At 57.5% G+C, this 23,434-nt stretch carries 16 protein-coding genes; 8 read left to right on the forward strand and 8 right to left on the reverse strand.

Annotated elements, in window-relative coordinates; translation table 11 throughout:
• The first annotated feature begins 146 nt into the window (after nucleotides 1-146).
• Nucleotides 147-1,781: a CPBP family intramembrane glutamic endopeptidase gene (locus GT003_RS12185; protein ID WP_161697918.1), complete on the forward strand. Its 1,635-nt coding sequence runs from the start codon at nucleotides 147-149 to the stop codon at nucleotides 1,779-1,781.
• On the opposite strand, the gene uvrC is transcribed toward GT003_RS12185, so the two are convergent.
• Nucleotides 1,750-3,792, reverse strand: coding sequence for an excinuclease ABC subunit UvrC (gene uvrC / locus GT003_RS12190; RefSeq protein WP_161697920.1), 2,043 nt, complete (start codon nucleotides 3,790-3,792; stop codon nucleotides 1,750-1,752). The two genes, GT003_RS12185 and uvrC, sit on opposite strands and share 32 nt — an antisense overlap.
• A 196-nt stretch (nucleotides 3,793-3,988) precedes the next feature.
• Here uvrC and GT003_RS12195 point away from each other — a divergent pair, with 196 nt between their 5' ends.
• From GT003_RS12195 to GT003_RS12210, 4 genes are all read left to right on the forward strand, one after another.
• Nucleotides 3,989-4,135, forward strand: a complete 147-nt coding sequence (locus GT003_RS12195; RefSeq protein ID WP_161697922.1) for a YqzM family protein — start codon at nucleotides 3,989-3,991, stop codon at nucleotides 4,133-4,135.
• Between the two features lie 649 nt (nucleotides 4,136-4,784).
• Complete coding sequence (gene rsgA, locus GT003_RS12200; protein WP_420831468.1) at nucleotides 4,785-5,858, forward strand: ribosome small subunit-dependent GTPase A; 1,074 nt, start codon at nucleotides 4,785-4,787, stop codon at nucleotides 5,856-5,858.
• Nucleotides 5,859-5,950: 92 nt separating this feature from the next.
• The gene (locus GT003_RS12205) at nucleotides 5,951-6,622 is read left to right on the forward strand and encodes a TetR/AcrR family transcriptional regulator (protein ID WP_161697926.1); all 672 of its coding nucleotides are present in this window, start codon (nucleotides 5,951-5,953) and stop codon (nucleotides 6,620-6,622) included.
• Nucleotides 6,623-6,716: 94 nt separating this feature from the next.
• On the forward strand, nucleotides 6,717-8,975 hold the full coding sequence (locus GT003_RS12210) for an MMPL family transporter (RefSeq protein WP_161697928.1): 2,259 nt from the start codon (nucleotides 6,717-6,719) through the stop codon (nucleotides 8,973-8,975).
• Between the two features lie 87 nt (nucleotides 8,976-9,062).
• Here the strand turns inward: GT003_RS12210 and GT003_RS12215 are convergent, their stop codons facing one another.
• The 5 genes from GT003_RS12215 to GT003_RS12235 all read right to left on the reverse strand — a co-directional run bounded on the left by GT003_RS12215 (nucleotide 9,063) and on the right by GT003_RS12235 (nucleotide 13,333).
• A complete protein-coding gene (locus GT003_RS12215) occupies nucleotides 9,063-9,284 on the reverse strand; it encodes a YezD family protein (RefSeq protein WP_161697930.1) in 222 nt (73 codons plus the stop codon).
• Between the two features lie 75 nt (nucleotides 9,285-9,359).
• A complete protein-coding gene (locus GT003_RS12220) occupies nucleotides 9,360-10,424 on the reverse strand; it encodes an ABC transporter ATP-binding protein (protein WP_161697932.1) in 1,065 nt (354 codons plus the stop codon).
• Nucleotides 10,425-10,426: 2 nt separating this feature from the next.
• Entirely contained in the window at nucleotides 10,427-11,302 is an 876-nt protein-coding gene (gene cysW / locus GT003_RS12225) for a sulfate ABC transporter permease subunit CysW (RefSeq protein WP_161697934.1), read from the reverse strand.
• A gap of 12 nt (nucleotides 11,303-11,314) precedes the next feature.
• On the reverse strand, nucleotides 11,315-12,163 hold the full coding sequence (cysT, locus tag GT003_RS12230) for a sulfate ABC transporter permease subunit CysT (protein ID WP_161697935.1): 849 nt from the start codon (nucleotides 12,161-12,163) through the stop codon (nucleotides 11,315-11,317).
• Nucleotides 12,164-12,187: 24 nt separating this feature from the next.
• Nucleotides 12,188-13,333 carry a sulfate ABC transporter substrate-binding protein gene (locus tag GT003_RS12235; RefSeq protein ID WP_239565989.1) on the reverse strand — a complete coding sequence of 382 codons (1,146 nt, stop codon included), beginning with the start codon at nucleotides 13,331-13,333 and terminating at the stop codon, nucleotides 12,188-12,190.
• Nucleotides 13,334-13,774: 441 nt separating this feature from the next.
• Here GT003_RS12235 and GT003_RS12240 point away from each other — a divergent pair, with 441 nt between their 5' ends.
• The 3 genes from GT003_RS12240 (at nucleotide 13,775) to GT003_RS12250 (ending at nucleotide 20,686) form a co-directional block, all read left to right on the forward strand.
• Nucleotides 13,775-14,794, forward strand: a complete 1,020-nt coding sequence (locus GT003_RS12240) for a sulfate ABC transporter substrate-binding protein (protein ID WP_161697937.1) — start codon at nucleotides 13,775-13,777, stop codon at nucleotides 14,792-14,794.
• Between the two features lie 387 nt (nucleotides 14,795-15,181).
• On the forward strand, nucleotides 15,182-19,048 hold the full coding sequence (locus GT003_RS12245) for a bifunctional 2',3'-cyclic-nucleotide 2'-phosphodiesterase/3'-nucleotidase (RefSeq protein WP_239565979.1): 3,867 nt from the start codon (nucleotides 15,182-15,184) through the stop codon (nucleotides 19,046-19,048).
• A gap of 90 nt (nucleotides 19,049-19,138) precedes the next feature.
• Entirely contained in the window at nucleotides 19,139-20,686 is a 1,548-nt protein-coding gene (locus GT003_RS12250) for an S-layer homology domain-containing protein (RefSeq protein WP_161697939.1), read from the forward strand.
• Between the two features lie 134 nt (nucleotides 20,687-20,820).
• On the opposite strand, the gene dnaI is transcribed toward GT003_RS12250, so the two are convergent.
• Entirely contained in the window at nucleotides 20,821-21,774 is a 954-nt protein-coding gene (gene dnaI / locus GT003_RS12255; protein WP_161698287.1) for a primosomal protein DnaI, read from the reverse strand.
• Nucleotides 21,775-21,798: 24 nt separating this feature from the next.
• Complete coding sequence (locus tag GT003_RS12260; protein WP_161697941.1) at nucleotides 21,799-23,328, reverse strand: replication initiation and membrane attachment family protein; 1,530 nt, start codon at nucleotides 23,326-23,328, stop codon at nucleotides 21,799-21,801.
• Nucleotides 23,329-23,434: the final 106 nt, after the last annotated feature.

Here is a 23,434-nt window from a genome sequence, read left to right on the forward strand (position 1 = left end):
TATGAATAGGACATGTGCCTCCGGATCGGGCTGGGCTTTCCCCTACCGGGAACACGTTACCGGGAGCATGGATAAAAGCGCGGCGATTATGTTAAGGTAAGCAAGTATCGTTTCGTATCCACTATTTCGAGCAAACGGGGTGCCGCATGGACGAAATGCAGTTAAATCCAAATTGGAAGCGGTTCGGGTGGTTAGCCGGAATCGGCATCTTCATTTACCTGCTCATTCAAATCATCCCGTCGACGGCGGAGTCCTTCTTCTCCAGCAACAGCGAACCGATCATCGCCAAAAGCAAGGCGGAGCAGGCCGCAGCGGACTTCGTACAGCGGCAATTCGCCAGCCAGCCTGTCCGCGTACATGCCGTGCATCAATCGGACAGCATGCTTTACGGTTATCTGGAGAAGAACAAGCTGACCAAGAATTACGAGAACAAGTACGATCGGACGCTCCCGACGGACACGTTTCAGGTGACCGCGGACATGCCGGACAACAGCGTCGTCTTCGTATACGTACATATGGAGAAGGGGACGGTCGTCGGATGGAATCAGTTAGGCGGCAAGGAAGTCTCGCCTGCCACGGGTTCCGGGCTCACCGACTCCGCGATGGCATTCGCCGTCTCCAAAGGCTATAAGAAAGCCGACCTGAAGGTCTACCGCACGCAATCCGAAACCGGGCAGATATGGCTGGAGCAAACCAATGCCGGCATCGGCGAGGCGAAGCTGATCCTCGGCATCCGCAGCGAGAAGGCGGACAACGGAGGTTACCGCATCGTAGCGTTCAAGCCGCGCTTCGTCGTACCGGATCGTTATTCCGACTATGTAGCGAAACAGAAGAAGCTGGCCAATTACTTGTCGACGATCGGCAGCCTGTTTCTCTCCTTCGTGCTCTTTATCCTAGCCATCATTTATGCATCGCTATATCGCAAGCACAGCTCGTTCGTACGCGGCATCGTAATCTCCTTGCTATTCCTGGTGATGTACATCGTCAATGACATCAGTATGAAAGACGGCCTGCTGGCCGGCTACGGCGAATCGGTCGACGGCAGCATGCTCGCATCGGCGGCGGTCATCGTCACCTGCATCGTCACGGCGATCATGGGACTCGCCGTTTATTTCTCGCTCGTCGCCGGGGACGGCTTGTGGCGGGCCATGGGCCGCAATCCGTGGCCGCGGTTCGGCCAAAGCGGCTACGGCGATCATGTATGGCGCAGCATGTGGCTCGGCTATTTAACCGCCTTCGCGCTGCTGGGCCTGCAGACCGTCATCTTCATTATCCTCATGCGCGTCTACGGATCCTGGGCCACGACGGACGTGACGCAATCGACGTACAACCTTGCGTTTCCATGGGCATTCCCGCTCCTGGCCTGGTGCGCCGCCATCTCGGAAGAAGCGGTATTCCGCTTGTTCGGCATCGGACTGATGAAGCGCTGGTTCAAGAATCCGTTCGTGGCCTCCTTGATCCCGACGATCATTTGGGCGCTTGGCCATGTCACGTACCCGATCTTCCCGTCGACCACAAGATTGCTGGAACTGACCGTTATCGGTCTTGTCTTCAGCTTTATGTTTCTGCGCTTCGGCTTCATTACCGTCCTGTTCGCGCACGCGGTGTTCGACAGCACCATGATGGCCATCTCCCTCATGTTCATGGGCGGCACAAGCGACATCCTGCTTGGCATCTTCTACATCGTGCTGCCGATTCCGATTGCGTGGCTCTTCCGAATGTGGGATAGAAAAAGAGGGCCGAGACCGTCTAGGACGGCTCCTCCCTCAGTGCTTCGATAATTTGCGCGGCGAGCTTCTCGCCGATGGACAGAGGCCGGAAATCTTCGATTCCGGCTTCTTTTATTTTTTTGATGGAGCCGAAATGCTTCAGCAGCAGCTTCCGTCGTTTCTCGCCGATGCCCGGAATGGCATCCAGCCGGGACGCGATCATCGACTTGCCCCGCTGCTCGCGGTGGAACGTAATCGCGAAGCGATGCACCTCGTCTTGAATGCGCTGCAGCAGGTAGAACGCCTGACTGTCGCGCGGCAGAGGCACCACCTGCGGCGGATCGCCCGTCATGAGCTGCGCCGTCTTATGCTTGGCATCCTTGACGAGACCGCATACCGGCACGGCCAACCCGAGCTCGTTCTCCAGGATGTCCAGTGCGGCGGATATCTGTCCGCGCCCGCCGTCGACGATGATCAGGTCCGGCAGCGGCAAGCCTTCCTTCAGCACGCGTTCGTAGCGGCGGCGGATGACTTCGCGCATCGTTTCGTAATCGTCGGGACCCACGACCGTTTTGACCTTATATTTGCGGTACTCCTGCTTATCGGGCTTGCCGTCGGTGAAGACGACCATCGCGGATACGGGATTCGTACCTTGAATATTGGAGTTGTCGAACGCCTCGATGCGACCGACCTGCGGGAGGCCGATCGCTTCGGCCAATCCTTCGGCAGCCTTGAACGTCCGGTCCTCGTCGCGCTCGATCAGCTTGAATTTCTCTTCGAGCGTCATCTTGGCGTTATGGACGGCCATCGCCACGACATCCTTCTTCTTGCCCCGCTGCGGGATGAATACTTTCACCTTCAGCCATTTCTGCAGCGATTGGCGAAGCTCCTCTTCCGCTGAACCGGCAGCCGGCATATCCGCTTCGCCGGCTTCTTCCAGCTCGGTTTCCGGCTCAGAGTCCTGCTCGTCTCTCGGCTCGGGCTCTGAACCGTCGGCGCCGCCGAGCAAATAAGGCTCCTGCGATTCCGCGGCCAGTCCTGCCCCATCAACGGCCTCCGCTCCGGCTGCTTCGCTTTCCGCCGCCTGGTCAGCTTCCTCTGCCAGCGGCGGAGCCGGCAGGAAGATTTCCTTCGGAAGCGCCGGATTCTCCGAGTAATACTGCGTCACGAACGTCATGAAATCGTCATAGGCGCTGCCATAGTACGGAAACATCGTCGCGCGGCGTTCGATCAGCTTGCCCTGCCGCATGTACATGATTTGCACGCACATCCAGCCTTTATCCACGGCGAAGCCGAAGACGTCGCGGTCCATCGCGTCGTTGAGCGTGATCTTCTGTTTCTCCATAACGGCATCGATGGCGATAATCTGATCTCGGAATTCTTTCGCACGCTCGAATTCCATCTCCTCAGCGGCCGCTTCCATCTTGGCCTGCAGCGCCTTCCTTACCTCGGCATGTCCGCCGCCCAGGAATCGGGTGATTTCCTGCACCATCGTCTCGTACGTGCCCGGAGCGATATCGAACTCGCATGGCGCCACGCATTGGCCGAGATGATAATACAGGCAGACTTTGTCCGGCAGCGTCCCGCATTTGCGAAGCGGATACAGCCGATCGAGCAGCTTCTTCGTCTGCGCCGCGGCGTACGCATTGGGATAGGGACCGAAATATTTGCCCTTGTCCTTCACGATCCGCCTGGTTACCTCGAGCTTCGGATGTGCCTCGCCCGTGATCTTGATATACGGGAACGTCTTGTCGTCCTTTAGCAGCACGTTATATCTCGGATGATACTGCTTGATCAAGTTGCACTCCAGAATGAGCGCTTCCATGTTGCTGGACGTGACGATATATTCGAAATCGCGGATCAACGAGACCAGCCGCAGCGTCTTGCCGTTGTGGCTGCCGTTAAAATACGACCGCACGCGATTTTTGAGCACCTTCGCTTTGCCGACATAAATAATGGTTCCGCCGGCATCCTTCATTAAATAACAACCCGGCTGATCCGGCAGCAGCGCCAGCTTGCTGCGAATTCGCTCTTCAGCAAGAAGCCTGTCGACGGCCGTCTCGCCTGCTTGGTTTTCCCCCATTGTCGTCTCCCTCCCGGTCTTACGCTGTCTTTTATTGTACCACACGGCACGGGGAATTGCGGCGGAAGAAGGCAATGGAAGGAAGATCCGGCCGCGGAAAATGTCCTCAATTTTGTCACGTTCGCGCCTTTACAATTATTCTGAAAGTTGGTTATACTATGGGGAGCAATCGTCGCCTTAGAGGAGGAAATGAAACATGGAAAATGTAAGAGATCCACGCGAGCATCTGAACGAGGAACCGCGCGATGATTTTTTCGACGTCGCAATCGGCTTTGGGGGATTCTTTGGTCTTCTGTTCGTTATTTTCGCCGTTGCGGTGATTATCAAATACGCGATTTCGTAACTCATTGGCCTTGTTTTCGGCGGACTGCCGGAACGAGGCCATTTTCGTGGAGCAGCCAGGTGTTGACAAACCGCTGCATTCCGCATAGAATGGCAACATCAAACAAATGAGGAGGCTGATGTCAAATGGTGACCACTAACACGATCGTTTCTGTGAAGGGAATCGCATACGCATCGGTCTCGGACGGATTATAGAAACCGGCATCTCGATTGCCGACGTTTCATTACCGCAGGAAACCGTATGCTTACGGTTTCCTGCGGTTTTTTTCTGTCCGAGCGGGTATGGCGGCCGTTATGATCCAAGATTAGGATCGTACGCCTCACCCAGCATGGCCAGACCGCAGGAGCTTTCTTTCCTGCGGTCTTTTTGTCGTTCCGTCCCGAGTCCTAGATCAAGTAGTTCTAATGCCCACACGCCAGTAAGCTTAGCTGCCGTGCATGCCAACAACCAAAATTCACATTCAAAGGGGTTATCCGATTTGACAATCCGATCTAACGCAGCTCCATCTTCGCAACAGTCATCGCATCAGATTTCACAACAGAGTTCGCAACAAAAGCAGCAACAATCTGAAATACCGACTCAAGATTCAGGCGCGCTTCCAAACACGGATGTTCCGCAAGTCCGCACCGATGCGAATAAAGCCGAACCGCTGCAAGCGCTTGGCTGGAACGTCCACTGGCAGTCGGCTTTCGAAGCGGCGGCGAAGACGATCGACGGTCTCGTACCGGCCCGCGTCACGGCGCAATTCACGAATCAATACCGGATCGGTGCGGAAGCAGGCGAGCTATCCGCGGAAGTGAGCGGTAAGTTTCAATTCCAAGCCGCTTCCCGCAGCGACTATCCCGCCGTCGGCGACTGGGTGCTTATCCAGCCGCTTCCAGGCGAGCAGCGTGCCGTTATTCACGGCGTTCTGCCGCGGCGCACCGCGATGATCCGCAGAGCTGCCGGAAGCGTGCCGGAGGAACAGGTCATCGGCACCAATATCGACACCTTGTTCATCGTGAACGCGCTCAACGGGGACTACAATGTTCGCAAGATCGAGCGTTACCTCATAGTCGCTTGGGAGAGCGGCGCCGCTCCCGTCGTTCTGCTGACGAAGGCGGATCTATGCGAGGATGCCCTCCAGCGCATCGCGGAAGTCGAGGCTGCCACGCCGGGCGTGCCGGTCCACGCGGTAAGCGCCCTGCAGGACGAGGGCAGGTCCGAACTCCTTCCCTATCTCCGGCAGGGTCGTACCATCGCCGTTACCGGCTCCTCCGGTGCGGGCAAATCCACCCTGCTCAACTGGCTGGCCGGCGAAGAACGCCAAATCGTCCAAGGCGTCCGCGAAGACGATGCGCGGGGCCGCCATACGACGACGCACCGCGAGCTGTTTCCGCTCCCGGGCGGCTTCGTCATGATGGATACGCCCGGCATGCGGGAGCTTCAGCTGTGGGATTCCGAATCGGGCCGGCAGGAGGCTTTCGCCGACATCGAAGCGCTCTCCGCAAACTGCCGCTTCCGCGACTGCAAACATCTGGCGGAGAAAGGCTGCGCCGTTAGAGAAGCGCTGCAGGACGGCTCGCTCGACGAGCATCGTTACGCCAGCTACAAGAAAACAGGACGAGAGCTGGCGCATCAAGCTCGCAAGGAGCGTTCCGTCACGAATCGCGCCAAGAAAAACGCCGACAAACGCCAAGTTGCTCGCGCGAATAACGTCAGCCTGACGAAGGATTTCGAATGACCGGAAACAAAGTTGACTCCCGGCGGACTTTCTACTATGATCTTATCAAACGATAAGCAATCGGATTGTCCAGAAAGGATCTGTAACATCGAATGGCAAGACAATCATCGAGTCAAGCGCTGGAAACCCGTGCCATGATTATCCGAACGGCGAAAGAGCTGTTCATGTCGCTCGGTTACCGGGCCGTATCAACGCGGCAGATCGCCGATGCGTGCGGGCTTACCCAGCCCGCGCTGTATCACCACTTCTCGGATAAGCAGTCTCTCTACGTCGAAGTCATGCGCTACGTCTGCGAAGGAACGCGAGCCGCGCTCGACCGGATCATCCGCCGGGAAAGCGGCATCGGGGAATGTTTGGTTCATGTGACCCATTATATGATCGCGAACCATCCTGAAGATTTAAGCCAGATGTTCCACGATATCCGGCATGAGCTCTCGCTGGAATCGCAAATCGCCATCTACTCGCTGTGGAAGAATGCCTACCTCGATCCTCTTGTATCGATATTCGAGGACGGGCAGCGGGACGGGCGATTGCGCGGCTCCGCGCAATTCGGGATCACCCCGGATATGTCCGCGCGGCTGCTCATGGGATTGATCAGCCAATCGCGATCTTCGCCCTCCGGCGGCGGCTATGAGAATCAAGCCGGAAGAAGCGCCGCCGCGAGCGTCCCGCTCAGCAGCCAGAAGGAAGGGGACCAGCAAGCCCGCATGCTCGTCCATGTATTGCTGTATGGATTGTCGGCAGCCGAACCTCCCCGGGTTTAGCTGTCCGACAGCCCTTTTTTTCAAAACTTCGCTTATCGGTTGATAAGTATAAGTGAGTCTCGAAACAAACCCCACCCAAGGAGATGAATCGCACATGAAATGGCTGGATCGAATTACATTAGCCATAGGCGGACCGAAAGGACGCTGGCTGACGCTCGTTCTCTGGATCGTCGCGGTTGCCGCGTTGAACATGCTGCTCCCGAGTTCCGGCGACCAGAAGAACGATACGCTCGGCAACTTCGGCAACGACAAACCTTCCGTGCAGGCCGAGCAGCTGATCAAGGAGCAGTTTCCCGCGGACGACGGCGTCCCCGCCCTGCTTACCTGGTACCGCGCTTCCGGCTTGAGCGATACCGACTTGCAAGGTATTCAGCAGCTTGCCAAGCAGATCACGGATGACCCGCTCCCTTATCAGCTGAGTGCCGTTCCGCTGCATAAGATGCCCCTGCCCGTGTTGAAACAGCAGCTGTCCAAGGACGGAACGACCTTCGTGCAGCCGATCCTCTTCGATAAAAGCGCAGGCAGCGATCAATTGAAGGAAGGGCTCGACGAGCTGCAAAAGCAGACGGATACCGTCTTCGCTGGCAGACATCCCTTCCAGGCGAAGCTGTCCGGCAGCAGCGAGCTCGCCGTTCGCGCCACGGGTCCCGTCGGAATCTCCGTGGACGCGACAGGCTTGTTCAAAGATGCCGACGTCTCCTTGCTTATAGCCACGGTATCGCTCGTACTTCTTTTCCTCCTGCTCATTTACCGCTCGCCGGTACTTGCGCTCATTCCGCTGCTTGCCGTCGGCTTCGCCTATGGCGCCGTCACGCCGCTGCTCGGCTGGATGGCGGACCATGGCTGGATCGCCTTCGATTCGCAGGCTTTATCCATCATGACGGTGCTGCTGTTCGGCGCCGGTACGGACTACTGCTTGTTCCTCATCTCCCGCTTCCGCAGCGAGCTGCAGGAAGAACGCCATCCGCTGGCCGCGCTCAAGCGGGCGTTCGGCGGCTCGGCAGGCGCGATTGCCATGAGCGGTCTCACCGTCGTCTTCTCCCTGCTCGTGCTGCTGCTCGCGGAATTCGGCAGCTTCCGCCGATTCGCGGTCCCGTTCAGCTTGGCCATCCTGATCATGATGATCGCGAGCCTGACGCTCGTTCCGGCCTTTCTCGGCCTCTTCGGACGCGCTTCCTTCTTCCCCTTCATTCCGCGTACGCGGGAGATGGAAGCGGAGCGTGCCCGCAGGAAAGGAAAGCCGGTTCCTTCATCCAAGAACAATGCCGCAACGCGCGAAACTTGGGGCGATCGTATCGGCGGACTCGTCGTGCGCCGGCCGAAGTCGATCGCAGTGCTGACTTCGGCCGTATTGATCGTCTGCGTTCTGTTTGCAACGCAAATCAAATATACGTTCGATACCCTCTCTTCTTTTCCCGAGGATATGGGTTCGCGAGAAGGCTTCGCCTTGATCGGCGATCATTTCAACCCGGGCGAGCTCGCGCCCGTGCAGGTCGTCGTGCAAACCGATGGACATCAAGACGACGTGCAATCGGCGCTAGCCGGCCTGCCTTTCGTTCAATCCGTGTCGGTTGCAAGAGAAGGCACCAAGGATCCCGGCTTCCATAGCTATGAAGTCGAGCTCGCGGACAATCCGTACGCGAACGAAGCCGTCGATCATCTCCCCGATATCCGGCATACCGCCGAGGAAGCATTGACAGCCGCAGGCATCGACCATGCACCGGATAAGGTATGGATCGCCGGACAAACCGCCGAACAGTACGACACGCGGCATACGACCGCCAGGGACGCCCGGCTCGTCATTCCGGCCATTATCGTCCTGATCGCGCTGCTGCTGCTGCTCTACCTTCGCTCCATCGTCGCGATGCTCTATCTCGTCGCGACCGTGCTGCTCTCTTATTACAGCGCGCTCGGCCTAGGCTGGATCGTGCTGCATTACGTCTTCGGAGCCGATGCCATTCAAGGCCTTATTCCGCTCTATGCCTTCGTCTTCATCGTCGCGCTTGGCGAGGACTACAACATCTTCATGATATCGGGCATTTGGCGCAAAGCCCGCAGCATGCCGCTTCGGCAGGCGGTCAAGGAAGGCGTGTCCCAAACCGGCTCCGTCATTACGTCGGCCGGCTTGATTCTGGCAGGCACCTTCGCCGTGCTCGCCACGCTGCCGATCCAGGTGCTCGTCCAATTCGGCACCGTGACGGCAATCGGCGTTCTCCTGGATACGTTCGTCGTCCGTCCGTTCCTCGTTCCCGCTCTCACCGTCTTATGCGGACGATATTCGTTCTGGCCATCCGCCCCGCAGGTCGAGACAAAGCCGCAAGCGGTGACCGAGCAGGCAGGCACCCGGCATTGAGAATGCTGCCCTTCTCACGAAAAATCGCCCCAACGTCAGCTTCTTCAGCTGGCGTATGGGGCGATTTGTTATTGGCATGGCTGCGATCTAGCCGTTAACAGCCTTCAATTTTTCCGAGGGGTTTGACCCTGAAGCATTCGAGTTCGCTTGCTTGGCATTGTTCGCCTCGAAGCGCTTGCGCTCGGTTCTGTCGATCTGGACAACGCGGCCGTCGTGGACGGTAATGAGAACCGAACCGTACTCAAGCCCATTTACCTGCGATGAAATGCGCTCTATCCATTCTTGATCCAATACGATTGGCTTCGCCATCATAAACCCCTCCTAAGTGTAATCAACCTTCCGGCTTCAGCGCCTGAACGCCCGACCGACAACGGATCCGATGAATCAGATATGGACCGGCAGCGGATCGACCTTCAGCGGATTCTCGACCATCGTCGCTGATTCTTCCGAAATGACATATAACCGATGAATGAGAACGACTACCTCTTCCCCTGGCTGCAGCGGCTCTTGGTCCAAGGAGCGGTGCGCGGACAGCCGGTTGTCGCCGATCTCCACGTCCAGCTCGAGATGCGCGCCGCGGAAGAAGACGTGCCGGACCTTGCCTTTCTCCGCCGCGGACGGAAACGGAATTTCGTTCTTGCGCCCCACCTCGACGAACTCGGGGCGGATGATCGCCCGCGCGCCGGCTCCGTATGCGGTGTTCTCGAAGCCCCGCAGGCTGCCGGGCTGCTCCACGACGCTGGAGTTGCCGATGAAGCCGGCAACGAAAGCCGTCCGCGGATCCGTGTAAATATGAATCGGCGAGCCCTGCTGCTCCAGCTTTCCTTGCTGCACGATCAGCATTTCGTCGGCCACCTCGACCGCTTCGTCCTGGTCGTGCGTAACGAAGATCGACGTGATTCCGATCTCCGCGATCAGGCTCTTCAGCCAAGTGCGCAGCTCCTTGCGCACCTTGGCGTCGATCGCCGCGAACGGCTCATCCAGCAGCAGCAGGTTCGGACGCGGCGCAAGCGCCCTGGCGAATGCGACCCGCTGCCGCTGGCCGCCGGAGAGCTGATTCGGATAGCGGTGCTCGAACCCCCGCAATCCCGTCAGATCCAGCAGTTCATGGACGCGGTCCTTGATCTCGGCCTTGCCCATCTTGCGAATCGTAAGACCGAAGGCGATATTATCGAACACGTTCATATGCTTGAACAGCGCATAGTTTTGGAAGACGAAGCCGATGCCGCGCAGCTGCGGCTGCACGTCGTTGACGCGTTTGCCGTCGATGAAGATGTCGCCGGAATCCGGCGTTTCCAGGCCCGCGAGGATGCGAAGCAGCGTTGATTTGCCGCCGCCGCTCGGTCCCAGCAGGCCGATCAGCTTGCCGCGCTCGATCGTGAAGCTTACGTCATTGACGGCTTGATGGTTTCCGAACGACTTGTTAAGGTTCCTGACTTCGATGTGCATGCTCAGCTCTCCTTCGGAAGTTGCTTGGCAGTTTTCCACTCGATAAAGCTCTTCACGATCAAGGTCACGACGGCCAGCATCACGAGAAGAGAGGCCACGGCGAAGGAAGCGGAGAACTGATATTCGTTATACAAAATCTCGATATGCAGCGGAAGCGTGTTCGTCTCTCCGCGAATGTGGCCGGATACGACGGATACCGCGCCGAACTCGCCCATGGCCCTTGCGTTACAAAGGATAACGCCGTAGAGGAGGCCCCACTTGATGTTGGGCAGCGTCACCCGCCAGAAGATTTGCCATCCCTTCGCGCCAAGGCTTGCGGCTGCCTCTTCTTCCTGCACGCCTTGCGCCTGCATCAGCGGGATTAACTCCCGGGCTACGAACGGGAACGTGACGAACGTCGTCGCCAGCACGATGCCGGGCAGCGCGAACATGATTTGGATATTGTGGTCGCTCAGCCAAGGACCCAGGAAGCCTTGAGCGCCGAACAATAGAATGAACACGAGACCTGCGATAACCGGCGATACCGCGAAGGGCAGATCGATCAGCGTGATCAGAATGTTTTTGCCCCGGAAACGAAACTTGCTGATCGCCCATGCCGCGGCGACGCCGAACACCGTGTTCAGCGGAACGGCGATGACCGCCGTCAGCAGCGTCAGCTTGAGCGCCGACAAGGCGTCGGGATCTCTCAGGGCGGCGAAGTAAACGTCCGTGCCCTTCTTGAACGCTTCGATGAAGATCGACAGCAGCGGCAGCAGGACGACCAATCCAAGGAATAGCAGTGCTATGGAGATTAGCACGATTCGTACGACGATCGATTCGTTAATATGCTTCGGACGCGCTGATTTCTCAGCCAAATGAACCGTAACGGCTCCAGCCATGTGATTCCCCTCCTATGCCGACACAACGCGGCGATTGCTCCGCCATTGCAGGTAGTTGATGAGCAGCAGCAGCAGGAACGATGCGACGAGCATCACGAGCGCGATGGCCGTGGCGCCGCGGTAATCGAACTGCTCCAGCTTGGTCATGATGAGCAAGGGCGCGATCTCAGTCTTCATCGGCATGTTGCCGGAGATGAAGACGACGGATCCGTATTCGCCGATTCCTCTGGCGAAAGCAAGCGCGAAGCCGGTCAAGAGCGGCGGAATCAATTCCGGAAGGACGACTCTGCGGAACGTGCTCCACCGGAAGGCGCCGAGCATGACCGCGGCCTCTTCCACTTCGTTGTCGAGGTCCTGCAGCACGGGCTGGACCGTCCGTACCACGAAGGGGAGTCCGATGAATATGAGCGCGAGCGTAATGCCGAGCGGCGTGAACGCCACTTTGATGCCGAGCGGCTCAAGCAGCTGGCCGACCCAGCCGTTCGGTGCATAAATGGCCGTCAAGGAGATACCCGCTACGGCGGTCGGCAGCGCGAACGGCATGTCGATCAGACTGTCGATAATCTTCTTGCCCGGAAATTGATAACGAACGAGTACCCAGGCAATGAGGAGGCCGAATACAAGGTTAATGAGTGCCGCGTAGAACGAGGTTAGAAAGCTGATTTTGTAAGAAGCCACTACCCGCGCGTTCGAGACGGTGTCCCAGAACTGTCCCGGCGTCAATCCGGAGGTTTTGACGAATATGCCGATCAGCGGAATGATGACGATAATGCTTAAGTAAAAAACGGTAAATCCGAGCGAAAGGCCGAAGCCCGGAAGCACGCTGCGCGGCTTCGCCTTCTTCTTGGGGGAACTCGTCATTTGTAGAGTCAGCTCCTCGTTGGCTTATGAACCCGGCACGTAAATTTTGTCGAACACGCCGCCATCCGCAAAATGTTTGGCTTGCGCCGCAGCCCAGCCGCCGAAATCGTCGTCGATCGTCAGCATGGGGATATCCGGAAATTGATCTTTATACTGCTCCCCCACGGAAGCCAGCGTCGGACGATAGAAATTTTGCGCGATGACCTGCTGAGCCGGTTCCGTATAGAGGTAGTCGAGATACGCTTCGGCTACTTCCCGCGTGCCGCTTTTGTCGACGTTCTTGTCGACGACGGCTACCGGAGGTTCCGCCAGAATGCTCAAGGAAGGATAAACGATTTCGAATTTGTCCTTGCCCAATTCCTTCACGGACAGAAGCGCTTCGTTCTCCCAGGCAAGCAGCACATCGCCGATTCCCTTCTCGACGAACGTCGTCGTCGATCCTCGGGCGCCGGTATCCAGCACCGGTACGTTCTTGAACAGCGCCTTCACGAATTCCTGCGCTTTGGCTTCGTCGCCGTTATTTTGCTTGAGCGCATAGCCCCATGCCGCCAGGTAGTTCCAGCGCGCGCCGCCGCTCGTCTTCGGATTCGGCGTGATGACCTGCACGCCAGGCTTCACGAGATCGTTCCAGTCCTTAATGCCTTTCGGATTGCCTTTGCGGACAAGGAACACGATCGTCGACGTGTAAGGCGAGCTGTTGTTGTCGAACTGCTGCTGCCAGTCGGAGCTGATGAGTTCCTTCTGCGCGATGGAATCGATGTCGTAGCCGAGAGCCAGCGTGACGACGTCCGCTTTCAGCCCGTCGATAACCGCCCGGGCTTGCGCGCCGGAACCGGCATGGGATTGTTTAATCGTAACGTCCTGGCCTTTCTCGGATTTCCAGTATTCGGCGAAGAGCTTATTGTAAGCCGCGTATAATTCACGCGTCGGATCGTAGGAAACGTTGAGCAGTTCAACGGGTTTCTTCGAGCCGCCGTTATTGGAAGCCGCCGGTTCGGCTGCGTTGCCGTTCGAGGCGTTCGCATCCGTCTTGCCGTCGTTGCCTGCTTGGTTCGATGTGCCCGCGTTGCCGGAATCGTTGTTCGAGTTCCAGCCGCAGCCGGTCAAGGCGATCGCGAAAGCGATAATGATCATTAGTGATTTCAACGGTAAAACGTTTCTCTTTTTCATGTTGGACATGTAAAAGCACCCCTTATCTTCGTTTTACAGATAACTAATGTGTTCCTACGCCGTGTGGACCGGTAGTAAAAACAAAATTAATCCTACCTGTTTAGTTGGTTATGAAAGAATAATAGCAATGGAAAAGCTTTCTTGTCAACGACTTTTTTTCGAATTCGTTATGATAGCTATCAGTTCTTCTTATATAAGGGAGAAGCACTGGACATTGGGCCAGGAGGCATGCCGTGTGAAGCCCGCTTAAATGATTTTTAATTCACAGTTGACAGGTGGGAATTATTAGCATTATGATGATTTCATCAAGCCGACCGGTACACCGGAGGCCCCGAACGATCCGCTTATGCGCTGCTCCTGCAGCCGGATCCATCGGGGCCTCCTTTTTATATCCAGACCGGCAGACGGCGGATACATATCGATTCCGGGGAGAGTTGTCTTATGAAGAGAAAGCTGTTTATCGTCCTGACCGTCTTAACGCTAGTCCTGTCTTTATCCTCCACGAGCTTCGCCGTCACGCCGAAGCCCGCGAAGCCCGACATCGAGCTGCTGAACGTCTCGTATGATCCGACCCGCGAGCTTTACGAACAGTACAACAAAGCCTTCGCTTCCTATTGGAAAGCGAAAACCGGCCAGAAGGTGACGATCAAACAGTCGCATGGCGGTTCCGGCGCGCAGGCTCGTTCGGTCATCGACGGATTGGAAGCCGACGTCGTCACGCTGGCGCTCGCGTACGATATCGATGCGATTCAGAAAGCCGGCCTCATCAATGACGGCTGGGAAAGCCGTTTCGGCCGCAACAGCTCGCCTTACACGTCGACGATCGTGTTCCTCGTCCGCAAAGGCAATCCGAAGAAAATCAAAGACTGGAGCGACCTGCTCAAGAAGAACGTGTCCGTCATCACGCCGAATCCGAAGACGAGCGGCGGCGCGCGCTGGAACTTCCTGGCGGCATGGGCTTATGCGCTGAAGCACAACAACAACAGCGAAGCCAAGGCGACCGAATTCGTGACCAGCCTGTACAAAAACGTGCCGGTACTGGATTCCGGCGCGCGTGGCTCGACGACGACGTTCGTGGAACGCGGCATCGGCGACGTGCTGCTTGCCTGGGAGAACGAAGCGTACCTGGCTTTGAAAGAACATCCGAAAGATTTCGAAATCGTCACGCCTTCCTTCAGCATCCTGGCGGAACCGCCGGTAGCCGTCGTCAACAAGAACGTCGATAAACACGGCACGCGTACCGTCGCGAAAGCTTATCTCGATTACCTCTATACCAATGCCGGCCAGCGGATCGTCGCGCAAAACTACTATCGTCCGACCAATCCGTCCATCGCCGCCGAATTCACGAAGAAGTTCAAGGGCGTCGAATTGGCGAATATCAAAGACTTCGGAGGCTGGAACAAAGCGCAAGCGAAATTCTTCAATGATGGCGGCGTGTTCGACAAAATCTATACGCCGTAAATTTGCAAATGTCCCGCCGCACATACTAAAAACCGCACAAGATTGTGCGGTTTTTAGTTTTTTGCATGTTTTGTTCCCTGAGTTTTTAGTTCGTTGCATTGTTTGTTTGTTGCGCTGTTTGTTCATAGAGAGTCTTTTGTTCGATGAGTTTTTTGGCCTTCATTCCTTTGCCGATACGTCTGTAGTCATTCGCGTGTTAGCTTGTTTTCTTATGTCCGCTCATCTTGCTCGTCTGCCGAATGCCGCCATTTCATTGTTTTCGTCTGCAGGATGAATACATTTCCAAATTTGCAGACTTTTCAAACTTTTAACATTACTTTAAACCTCCGCATACATTTCGATTGCTATAATGTCCGTATACCAATCGAAAGGTGGAATAGCTAGAAAATGGTAGATTTTCAGAAAAGAATGTCGCGGACCGCGTTAGCCGCCTCGCTTCTTGCCGGCTTCCTGGCTTCGAGTTATGTCGCCGTTCCCGCGCATGCCGCCACGGATGCACCCGCTGAAAATCGAGCATTCACGATCTCCCAGCCCGTCATGGACACGAGCGGCGGCATCGCCGCCAGCGTTGTCGTAACGCCGACTTCCGCGCCGCATGCCGGCGACGAGACCGTTTTGTTCGAACTGTTCGAGGGCTCGACGCCGGCCGGCATCGCCGCGGTCACGAAAGACATTTCGACAAGTGAGAAAATCACGGCGCATTTCAATAAAAGCGGCAGCGGATTATCGGTCAAAGTATTCGTCGTCGACTCGTACAGCGGCAAGCTCACCGAGGTCGGCACGAATCTCGCCGATCCCGTTACGATCGATGCTGCCGTTCTGAAGCTGCGGATCATGGAAACGACGGACGTGCACACCAATTTCATGAATTACGATTATTACAAGGACGCGCCGGCCGACACCGTCGGGCTCGTCAAGACGGCAGCCCTGGTCCATCAGGCGCGCGCCGAAGCGAAGAACACGCTGCTCGTCGATAACGGCGATCTGCTGCAGGGCACGCCGCTCGGCACTTATATGGCGAAAGTAAACCCTCTTCAAGACGGACAAGTCCACCCCGCCTACAAAGCGATGAACCTGATGGGCTACGACATCGCGACCTTCGGCAATCATGAATTCAATTACGGCCTCGATTATTTGAACGAAGCGATCGACGACGCCGATTTCCCTTATGTCAACGCGAATGTTTATGTCGATGACCACGATTCGAATCCCGATAACGACGTCAACAAATTCAAGCCCTATACGATCCTGGATAAAACGTTCATAGACGAGAACGGCAGAAGTCAAACGGTGAAGGTCGGCTTCCTGGGCCTCGTGACGCCGCAGATCATGGACTGGGACAAGGATAACCTAAGCGGCAAGGTCATTACGAAGGATATCGTGACGACGGCGGAGAAATTCGTTCCCGAAATGCGCGCCGCGGGCGCGGACGTCATCGTGGCGCTGACGCACTCGGGCTTCAACGGCTCCGCGGCTGCCGGAACCGGCGCAGAGGATGCGGTCTACCCGCTCAGCCTCGTCCCCGGAATCGACGCCATTACGTTCTCCCATACGCATAAGGTCTTCCCCGCTCCGTCAGAGAGCGCGCTGGACGTGCTGTTCAAGGACTCGAGCGGCAAACCGCTGCCGGGCGTCGATAACGCGAAGGGCACGATCAACGGCGTCGCAGCCGTTCAAGCCGGCTTCGGCGGCGCGAATCTCGGCCTGATCGACCTGACGCTGAGCAGAACGAACGGAAAGTGGCAGGTCACGAATTCGCAATCCTCCAATAAATATATCTACGACACCGCCGCCAAGAAACCGCTTGTCGATGCGGTACCCGCCATCGTCGATGCCATCAAGGACGAGCATGCGGCCACGAAAACCTACGTCAACACAGCCATCGGCGAAACGACGGCTCCGATCTACAGCTACTTCTCGCTCGTGCAGGACGATCCTTCCGTCCAAATCGTGACGCAGGCGCAGAAGTCGTACGTGCAGAAGATGCTGCAATCCAAAAACTCGCCGGACAAGGATCTCCCTATTCTCTCCGTCGGCGCGCCATTCAAAGCTGGCCGCAACGGTCCGACCGAGTATACGGACATCAAGCAAGGCGCATTGACGATCAAGAGCGCCAGCGATCTGTATCTCTACGACAATACGCTGAAGGCGATCAAGGTCAAAGGCTCGGTCGTCAAGGAATGGCTGGAAATGTCGGCCGGCATGTTCAATCAAATCGACCCGGCCAAGACCGACGAGCAGACGCTGCTGAATCCGTCCTTCCCGGTCTTCAACTTCGACGTCATCGACGGCGTGACGTACCGGGTCGACGTCACGAAGCCGGCCAGATACAACACGGACGGTACGTTCAACAACGTGGCTTCCAACCGAATCATCGATCTGAAGTATAACGGTGAGCCTCTTAACCCGAATCAAGACTTCATCATAGTCAGCAACAATTACCGCGTGAACGGCGGCGGCAATTTTCCCGGCGTGAAGGGGGCTCCGCTCGTCGTGGACTCGGCGGACGAGAATCGCCAGGTACTGATGGACTATATTACGGAGCAGAAGACCATCAACCCGGCCGCGGACAATAACTGGTCCATCGCGCCGATCGCCGGCAACGTCAACGTGACGTTCACGACCGCTCCTGCAGCGAAGGAATACTTGAGCGCCAATCCGCGCATCTCGTCGCTGGACAAGGAGAATGCCGCTGGCTTCGGCATCTACAAGCTGGACGTCTCCGGCGAAGCGCCGCAACCGAACGGGAACGTCAAGGTGCAGCTGCTCGGCATTAACGATTTTCACGGCCAGCTGGACTATTCCACGACCGTGGGCGGCAGCGTCGTCGGCGGAGCCGCCTACCTGGCCACATACCTGAAACAATTCGAACAAACGAACCCGAACACGCTGCTCGTCCATAACGGCGACGCCGTCGGCGCCAGCTCTCCGGTCTCGGCGCTGGATCGGGACAAACCGACGCTCGACATGCTGGACATGCTCGGTTTCGACGTCGCCACGCTCGGCAATCACGAGTTCGATCAAGGCGTCCCTGCCTTGATGGCCCAATTGAACGGCGGCCAGGATCCGGTCAACTCTCAGGTGACGTTCAATCCGACGACCATGGATTACGTCAACGCCAACGTGATTGACAAAACGACGCATAAACCGATCATCGCGCCTTACGCCGTCGAAGAAATCGGCGGCGAGAAAATCGGTTTCGTCGGCGTCGTCACGATGCTGACGCCGTCCAAGGTGTCCCCTTCGGCGCTCGCGCCGGTCGATATCGTGGAGCAGGCTCCGGTCGTGAACGCAGCCGTCGCGGAGCTGAAAGAGCAAGGGGTCAAGGCGATCGTCGTCCTCGCGCATGATCCCGCTTCGCAATCCGGAACCGCGATTACCGGCGAAGCCGCCGATTTGGCCAACGCGGTCGACGACGAGGTCGACGTCATTTTTGCCGGCGATAACCACGCCAAGGTAAACGGCACGGTCGACGGCAAGCTTATCTTCCAAGCGTACTCTTACGGCACCGCCTTCGCGGACGTCGATCTCGAGATCGATCCGGAGACGCACGACATCGTGATGAAACAGGCAGCCATTATCGACGTGAAACAAGCCGGTGTAACTCCGGATGCCGGCGTATCGGCGATCGTCCAGGCTTCCTTGACCAAGCATCCCGAGCTGATGGAGCCGGTCGGCATGACCGCCGACGTGATTACGAAGGCCAACGCCTATACGCAGGAAAACGCGCTTGGCAGCTTGATCGCCGATGCGATGAAGGACGCGATGAGCTCGGACTTCGCGTTCATGAATCCGGGCGGCATCCGCGCAGACCTGCCGAAGGGCAGCATCGTTTATTCCGATCTGTTCCGCATCCAGCCGTTCGGCAACCAGCTCGTCAAGATGACGCTGACCGGCGCGCAGATCAAGACGCTGCTCCAGCAGCAATGGGGAGCTGCGGCTGCCGACACGAAGACGCTGCAAATCTCGGGTCTGAAGTATACGGCCGATTTCAGCAAACCGATCACGGAACGCGTCGTTTCCTTGACGAAAGAAGACGGCACGCCGATCGGGGACACGACCGAATACACGGCTGTGGTGAACAATTTCATGGCGGCCGGAGGGGACAATTACACGGTGCTCACCCAAGGCAAGAATCAGGAGGCCGGCAGCACGGATATCGAAGCATTTTATAAATACGTCCTGAAAACCTTCAATCACGGTACGATCACGGCAAGCGTGAAGGGCCGGATTACGAACCAGAACCTGGGCTAACGAACAGCGCGGCTCGACAAAATACCGATGGCATTCCGAATTCGGCCGATTCGGCCGGTTCTGAATGCCGCTATGAAAGGAGCATCATCGTTGAAGAGAAAAGCAATCCTCCTCGCGGCGCTGACCCTGGCGCTCGCGATTCCGGCCTCCGTTCCTTCCGCGGCCTTCGCCGCGGAATCGTCTGCGACTGCCGCAGCGGGCACCTTGATTGATCCCGTCGCCGATGCGGCAGCCGGCGGCAAAGTCACGATCGGCGGCACGACGAATGCTTCGGAAGTCATCGTCAAGGTGCTGAATCCGGACGACACGGTTCTGTTCTTCGATATCGCAGCAGCAAGCGGCGGACGGTACGAAGTCACGTTCACGATGCCGAGCGATACGACGGCAGGCGGTACGTACCGTATTATCGCCGGTAAGGGCAGCGACGTCTCCACCCGTACGTTCGCTGCGGTTTCCGGCAGCACGGGTCCGAGCGTGCCGGTTGATCCCGGACAACCGACGACGCCGACTAATCCGTCCGTCATTCAAGTGAAGCTCGGCTTGTCCGATGTGTCCGCGCCCGTGAACGGTTCGGCGACGCTGGACGCCTCCAAGACGAAAGCGGCCGAGCTGGATATTCGGTTTCCGCCGGCAGTCGGCCGTACGATCGGCGACAGCAGTCTGCGCATCCTTCTGCCCGAGGGCGCCGTAACCTTGCCGCAAGCCGTGCTGAGCGCCTTGGCTGACTTAGCCGGAAGCGACGCCGAGGCAAGCATCACGTTAAAGGTCAAGACGCTGACGGACAGCGAGGCGGCCGCCCTTCTTAACAAGGCCGGCACGGCCGCTTCCGGATTGACCCCGCAAGGCCCCGTCGTACAGATCTCGCTCGGCATCGCCTTCAAGGACGGCACCGAGAAGACGCTGAGTACGTTCGCGAAGCCGATCCAGCTGCAGCTGCAGCTTCCTGCCGACGCGGACTTCCGCCTTGCCGGGATCTATTACGTCGCGGATAACGGCGCGGTCGACTATATCGGCGGCACGGTGAAGGACCGCACGATCAGCGCCGATGTCAGCCATTTCAGCAGCTACGGCGTATTCGCTTATACGAAGGCTTTCTCCGATGTTCCCGCATCCTACTGGGCATCGGGAATCATCCGGGAGCTGACGGCGAAGCATATCGTGCAAGGCATCTCCGCCGACAAGTTCGGCCCGAAGGCGAACGTCACGCGCGCCGAATTCGCCGCCATGCTGGCACGGGCGCTGGAGCTGAAAGCTTCCTCAGCGGCGCCGTTCAATGACGTCAAGGCGGGCAGCTGGTATGCCGAAGACGTTGCCGCCGCAGCCGAGAACGGAATCGTCACCGGCACCGGGAACGGCAAGTTCGAGCCCGGCAAGGCCATAACGCGCGAGCAAATGGCCATCATGATCGTTCGCTTGTACGAGAAACGAAGCGGCGGCTCGGCAGCCGGCTCCTCCTCGGATCTCGCTGCCTTTAAAGACGCAAAATCAATCAGCGCCTGGGCGAAAGAAGACGTTCAGAACGCCATCCACGCCGGACTGATGTCCGGCAGCGGCGACGGGCGCTTTGCGCCGCGGGACAACGCGATCCGCGCGGAGGCCGCCAAAGTGCTGTATAACCTGTTATTCGGCGTAAAATAGTTCCGCCTTGCTCGCGTTAACGTCAAATAGCCTGCCGCTGCGATTGTGCAGCGGCAGGCTATTTACGTTTTCAAGCGCAAAGCGATTCAATGATTAACGCCGCGTCGTCGCAGCGTACCGCGCAAGCATCGCGATCAACGGCCTCGCTTGTTATGCCCCGTCACGTGGACCTGCTGCACGTAGGGGCGAATCCGGTCCATCAACCGCTGACCCTTGTGCAGGTCTTCGCCTTCCTTGTTCGTGAAGCTGAGATGCTGCTCGAGATCCTCCAAGCCGTAATTGGACGTGTAGAACGTCGGCTTGCGGTTCATCCGATAATTCAGGATCGCGCCAAGCACATGATCCCGCACCCACGGGTTCAGGTTCTCCGCTCCGATGTCGTCGAAGATGAGCAGGTCGGTTTCCTTCATGATCTCGACCGTCTCTTTCACTTTTCCCTGCTCCAGCATAAGCGACTTCATGTCCTCGACGAATTCGGGCATGTAGACGATCGCGCCAGTAAAGCCCGCCTTCGCCAGTTCATGCAGCATATAGCACATCAGGAACGTCTTGCCCGTTCCGAAGGAGCCCGTCAGATACATGCCTTCGGCTTGAAGGCCTTCATCCTTGGTCCGGTTGATGTAACTGATGACCTGGCCGACCGCCTTCATCCGCTCCAGGTCCTTGGAGACGATTTCGTCGGCGGAATAGCCTTTCGACAGTGCCCGCTCATCGATATAAAAGCTGCGAATCCGAGTTCGGATCCGATCCTCGCTCTGTCTCGCGATGAGCTTCTTGCAGGAGACCTTGCGGTCGTTCAACTGCACGAGACTGCCGGTCGTCTCGCAGCTTAATTCGGTATAATGGCCCTCGAAGTCATTGGGACACTGGTCGAGTCCCGGGCAATTCGAGCAATTCCGATATTCCTTGGTGCATTGATAGATACGGTTCAGGTTAAGACGGATCGTCCGCTCGTCCAGCTCCGGATATTTCGAGCGAAGCATCCCGACCAGCGGGTCCTCCATCAGCTCGGCCATTAATTTATCGGCGTGCTGCTTCATGTCCCTGCCGCCCGGCATTGCCTTCAGCAGATCACCCAGCGATTCCATCGCCATCGTTGCTTCACCTCGTTCTTACGTCGATTTTCCGTCCAGCTTCCGCGCCATCCGGCGGATCTCTTCCATCTCGTCCGCCGTGAGCTGCGCCCCGCCCGACGACTCCGGCATGACCGGAATAAGCGGCTTGCGTCTGCCGCCCTTCGCCGCTGCGGCGCCTCCGCTTCTTCTCGGCGCCGCAGCCGAACCGCCGCCCTCGCGGCGGCGTTCCTTCTCTTGCTCGACTTTCGCTTGTTCCCTGACGTAGCCGACCGCCCGTTCGAAGGAATCCACGCCCTTCACCAGCATGTTGGAAGCGACGGCGTCAATATACGTCTTCGTAACGCGCTGCGAATCGTTCTGACCTAATACGTAATGAATAAGTACGTTAATGACGGCGCCTTGAAGCTTATAATTATGATCGATGACTTCAAATACCCGCATCAGCCATTCCGGAACGGCACCGGGAAAGAATCGGGCGATAAACCGGGTATGCGGCTCATTGCGCATCAGCATGTTATATTGATGAATGTCGCAGCGGCCTGCCAGCTGCGCGGGCACTTCCATATAGAACTCGGCCTGAACGGCCACTTCTTCCGGCATGTCGTCGCTGCTCTCGCCCTTGCCGTTGTCCGCCTTGACGGCTTCCATGCGGCCATAGATCCGTTGGCGCTCGTCCTTCCGCTTGCGGTCCTGACGGAACAACTGATTGCCGCGCAGCTGCAGCTCGTCCACCAGCAGCTCTCCCCGCGATGAGAACACCTCGTCCTCGTCAAGCAGCCGCACCAGATCCACGACGGTCAGGCTGTATTTGTACGCCACGTAATTCAACTGCGCAAGCGCCTCTTCGTTGCCTCGCAGCCGTTCGACATGCGACCGGTTGCCGGAATTGCGCGGGAAACGCATAATAATCTCGCCGTATTGAATGCCCGCCGTCTCCGTCTGCGGCAGCTTCGGCGCTGCCTGCCTTGCCGGCGCGACCTCCGTAAGCGCCTGTTCCAGCTCCAGATCGATGCCCTGCGTATTCAAACGGAACAGCTCGTAGAAGGGCACGGATATATTTTCGCGCGTCAGCTCGGCGCCTGCCAGCTCGTCGTCTTCCTTCGCATAGAAGGATTCGCGCAGCGCGATCACGGAATGTTTGCCTACCTTGTCCCGGAGCAGCAGCGTCAGATGCGGGCTGCCGAAGAATTCGTCCGGCGAGAGCGGCTTCGCCACTTCATATTCATACACGACGTCGTCGTTGTCGGGCACGCCCAGCCTCGTCACCTGCAGAAGGCCAACGGCCTCCAGACGCGAAGCCTGGTTGACGAGCTCCTGCCTGCCGCGTTCATTCATCTCGAGTCCCAAGCCAAGCAGCAGCCTGCGCTGCGGCTCGAGCGCCGAGTAACCTACGCGATCATCCGCCACCTGCTGATAGAGCAGTTGATAGAGCCCCGCGGCAAATGCGCCTACCATCGGCTGATAGATCAGACCGACCATTTTACGGTCCACGGCGCTTAGCGAAAAATCGCGAAAGGCGTAATAGCGGTGATGTTCAGTAAATTGGTGCAAGCTGCCTATCCGCATTCATTCTCGACTCCATCCGCCTCGTATTCTTGTAACTAGTTTATCATAAAAGCTTCGGTTTTTCCGGACGCAAAAAAAGAAAATCCCCCCTTGCGAAGGGAATTTT

Origin of the sequence: Paenibacillus sacheonensis (assembly GCF_009909195.1) — a bacterium.
In the GTDB taxonomy this organism is placed as follows: domain Bacteria; phylum Bacillota; class Bacilli; order Paenibacillales; family Paenibacillaceae; genus Paenibacillus_Z; species Paenibacillus_Z sacheonensis.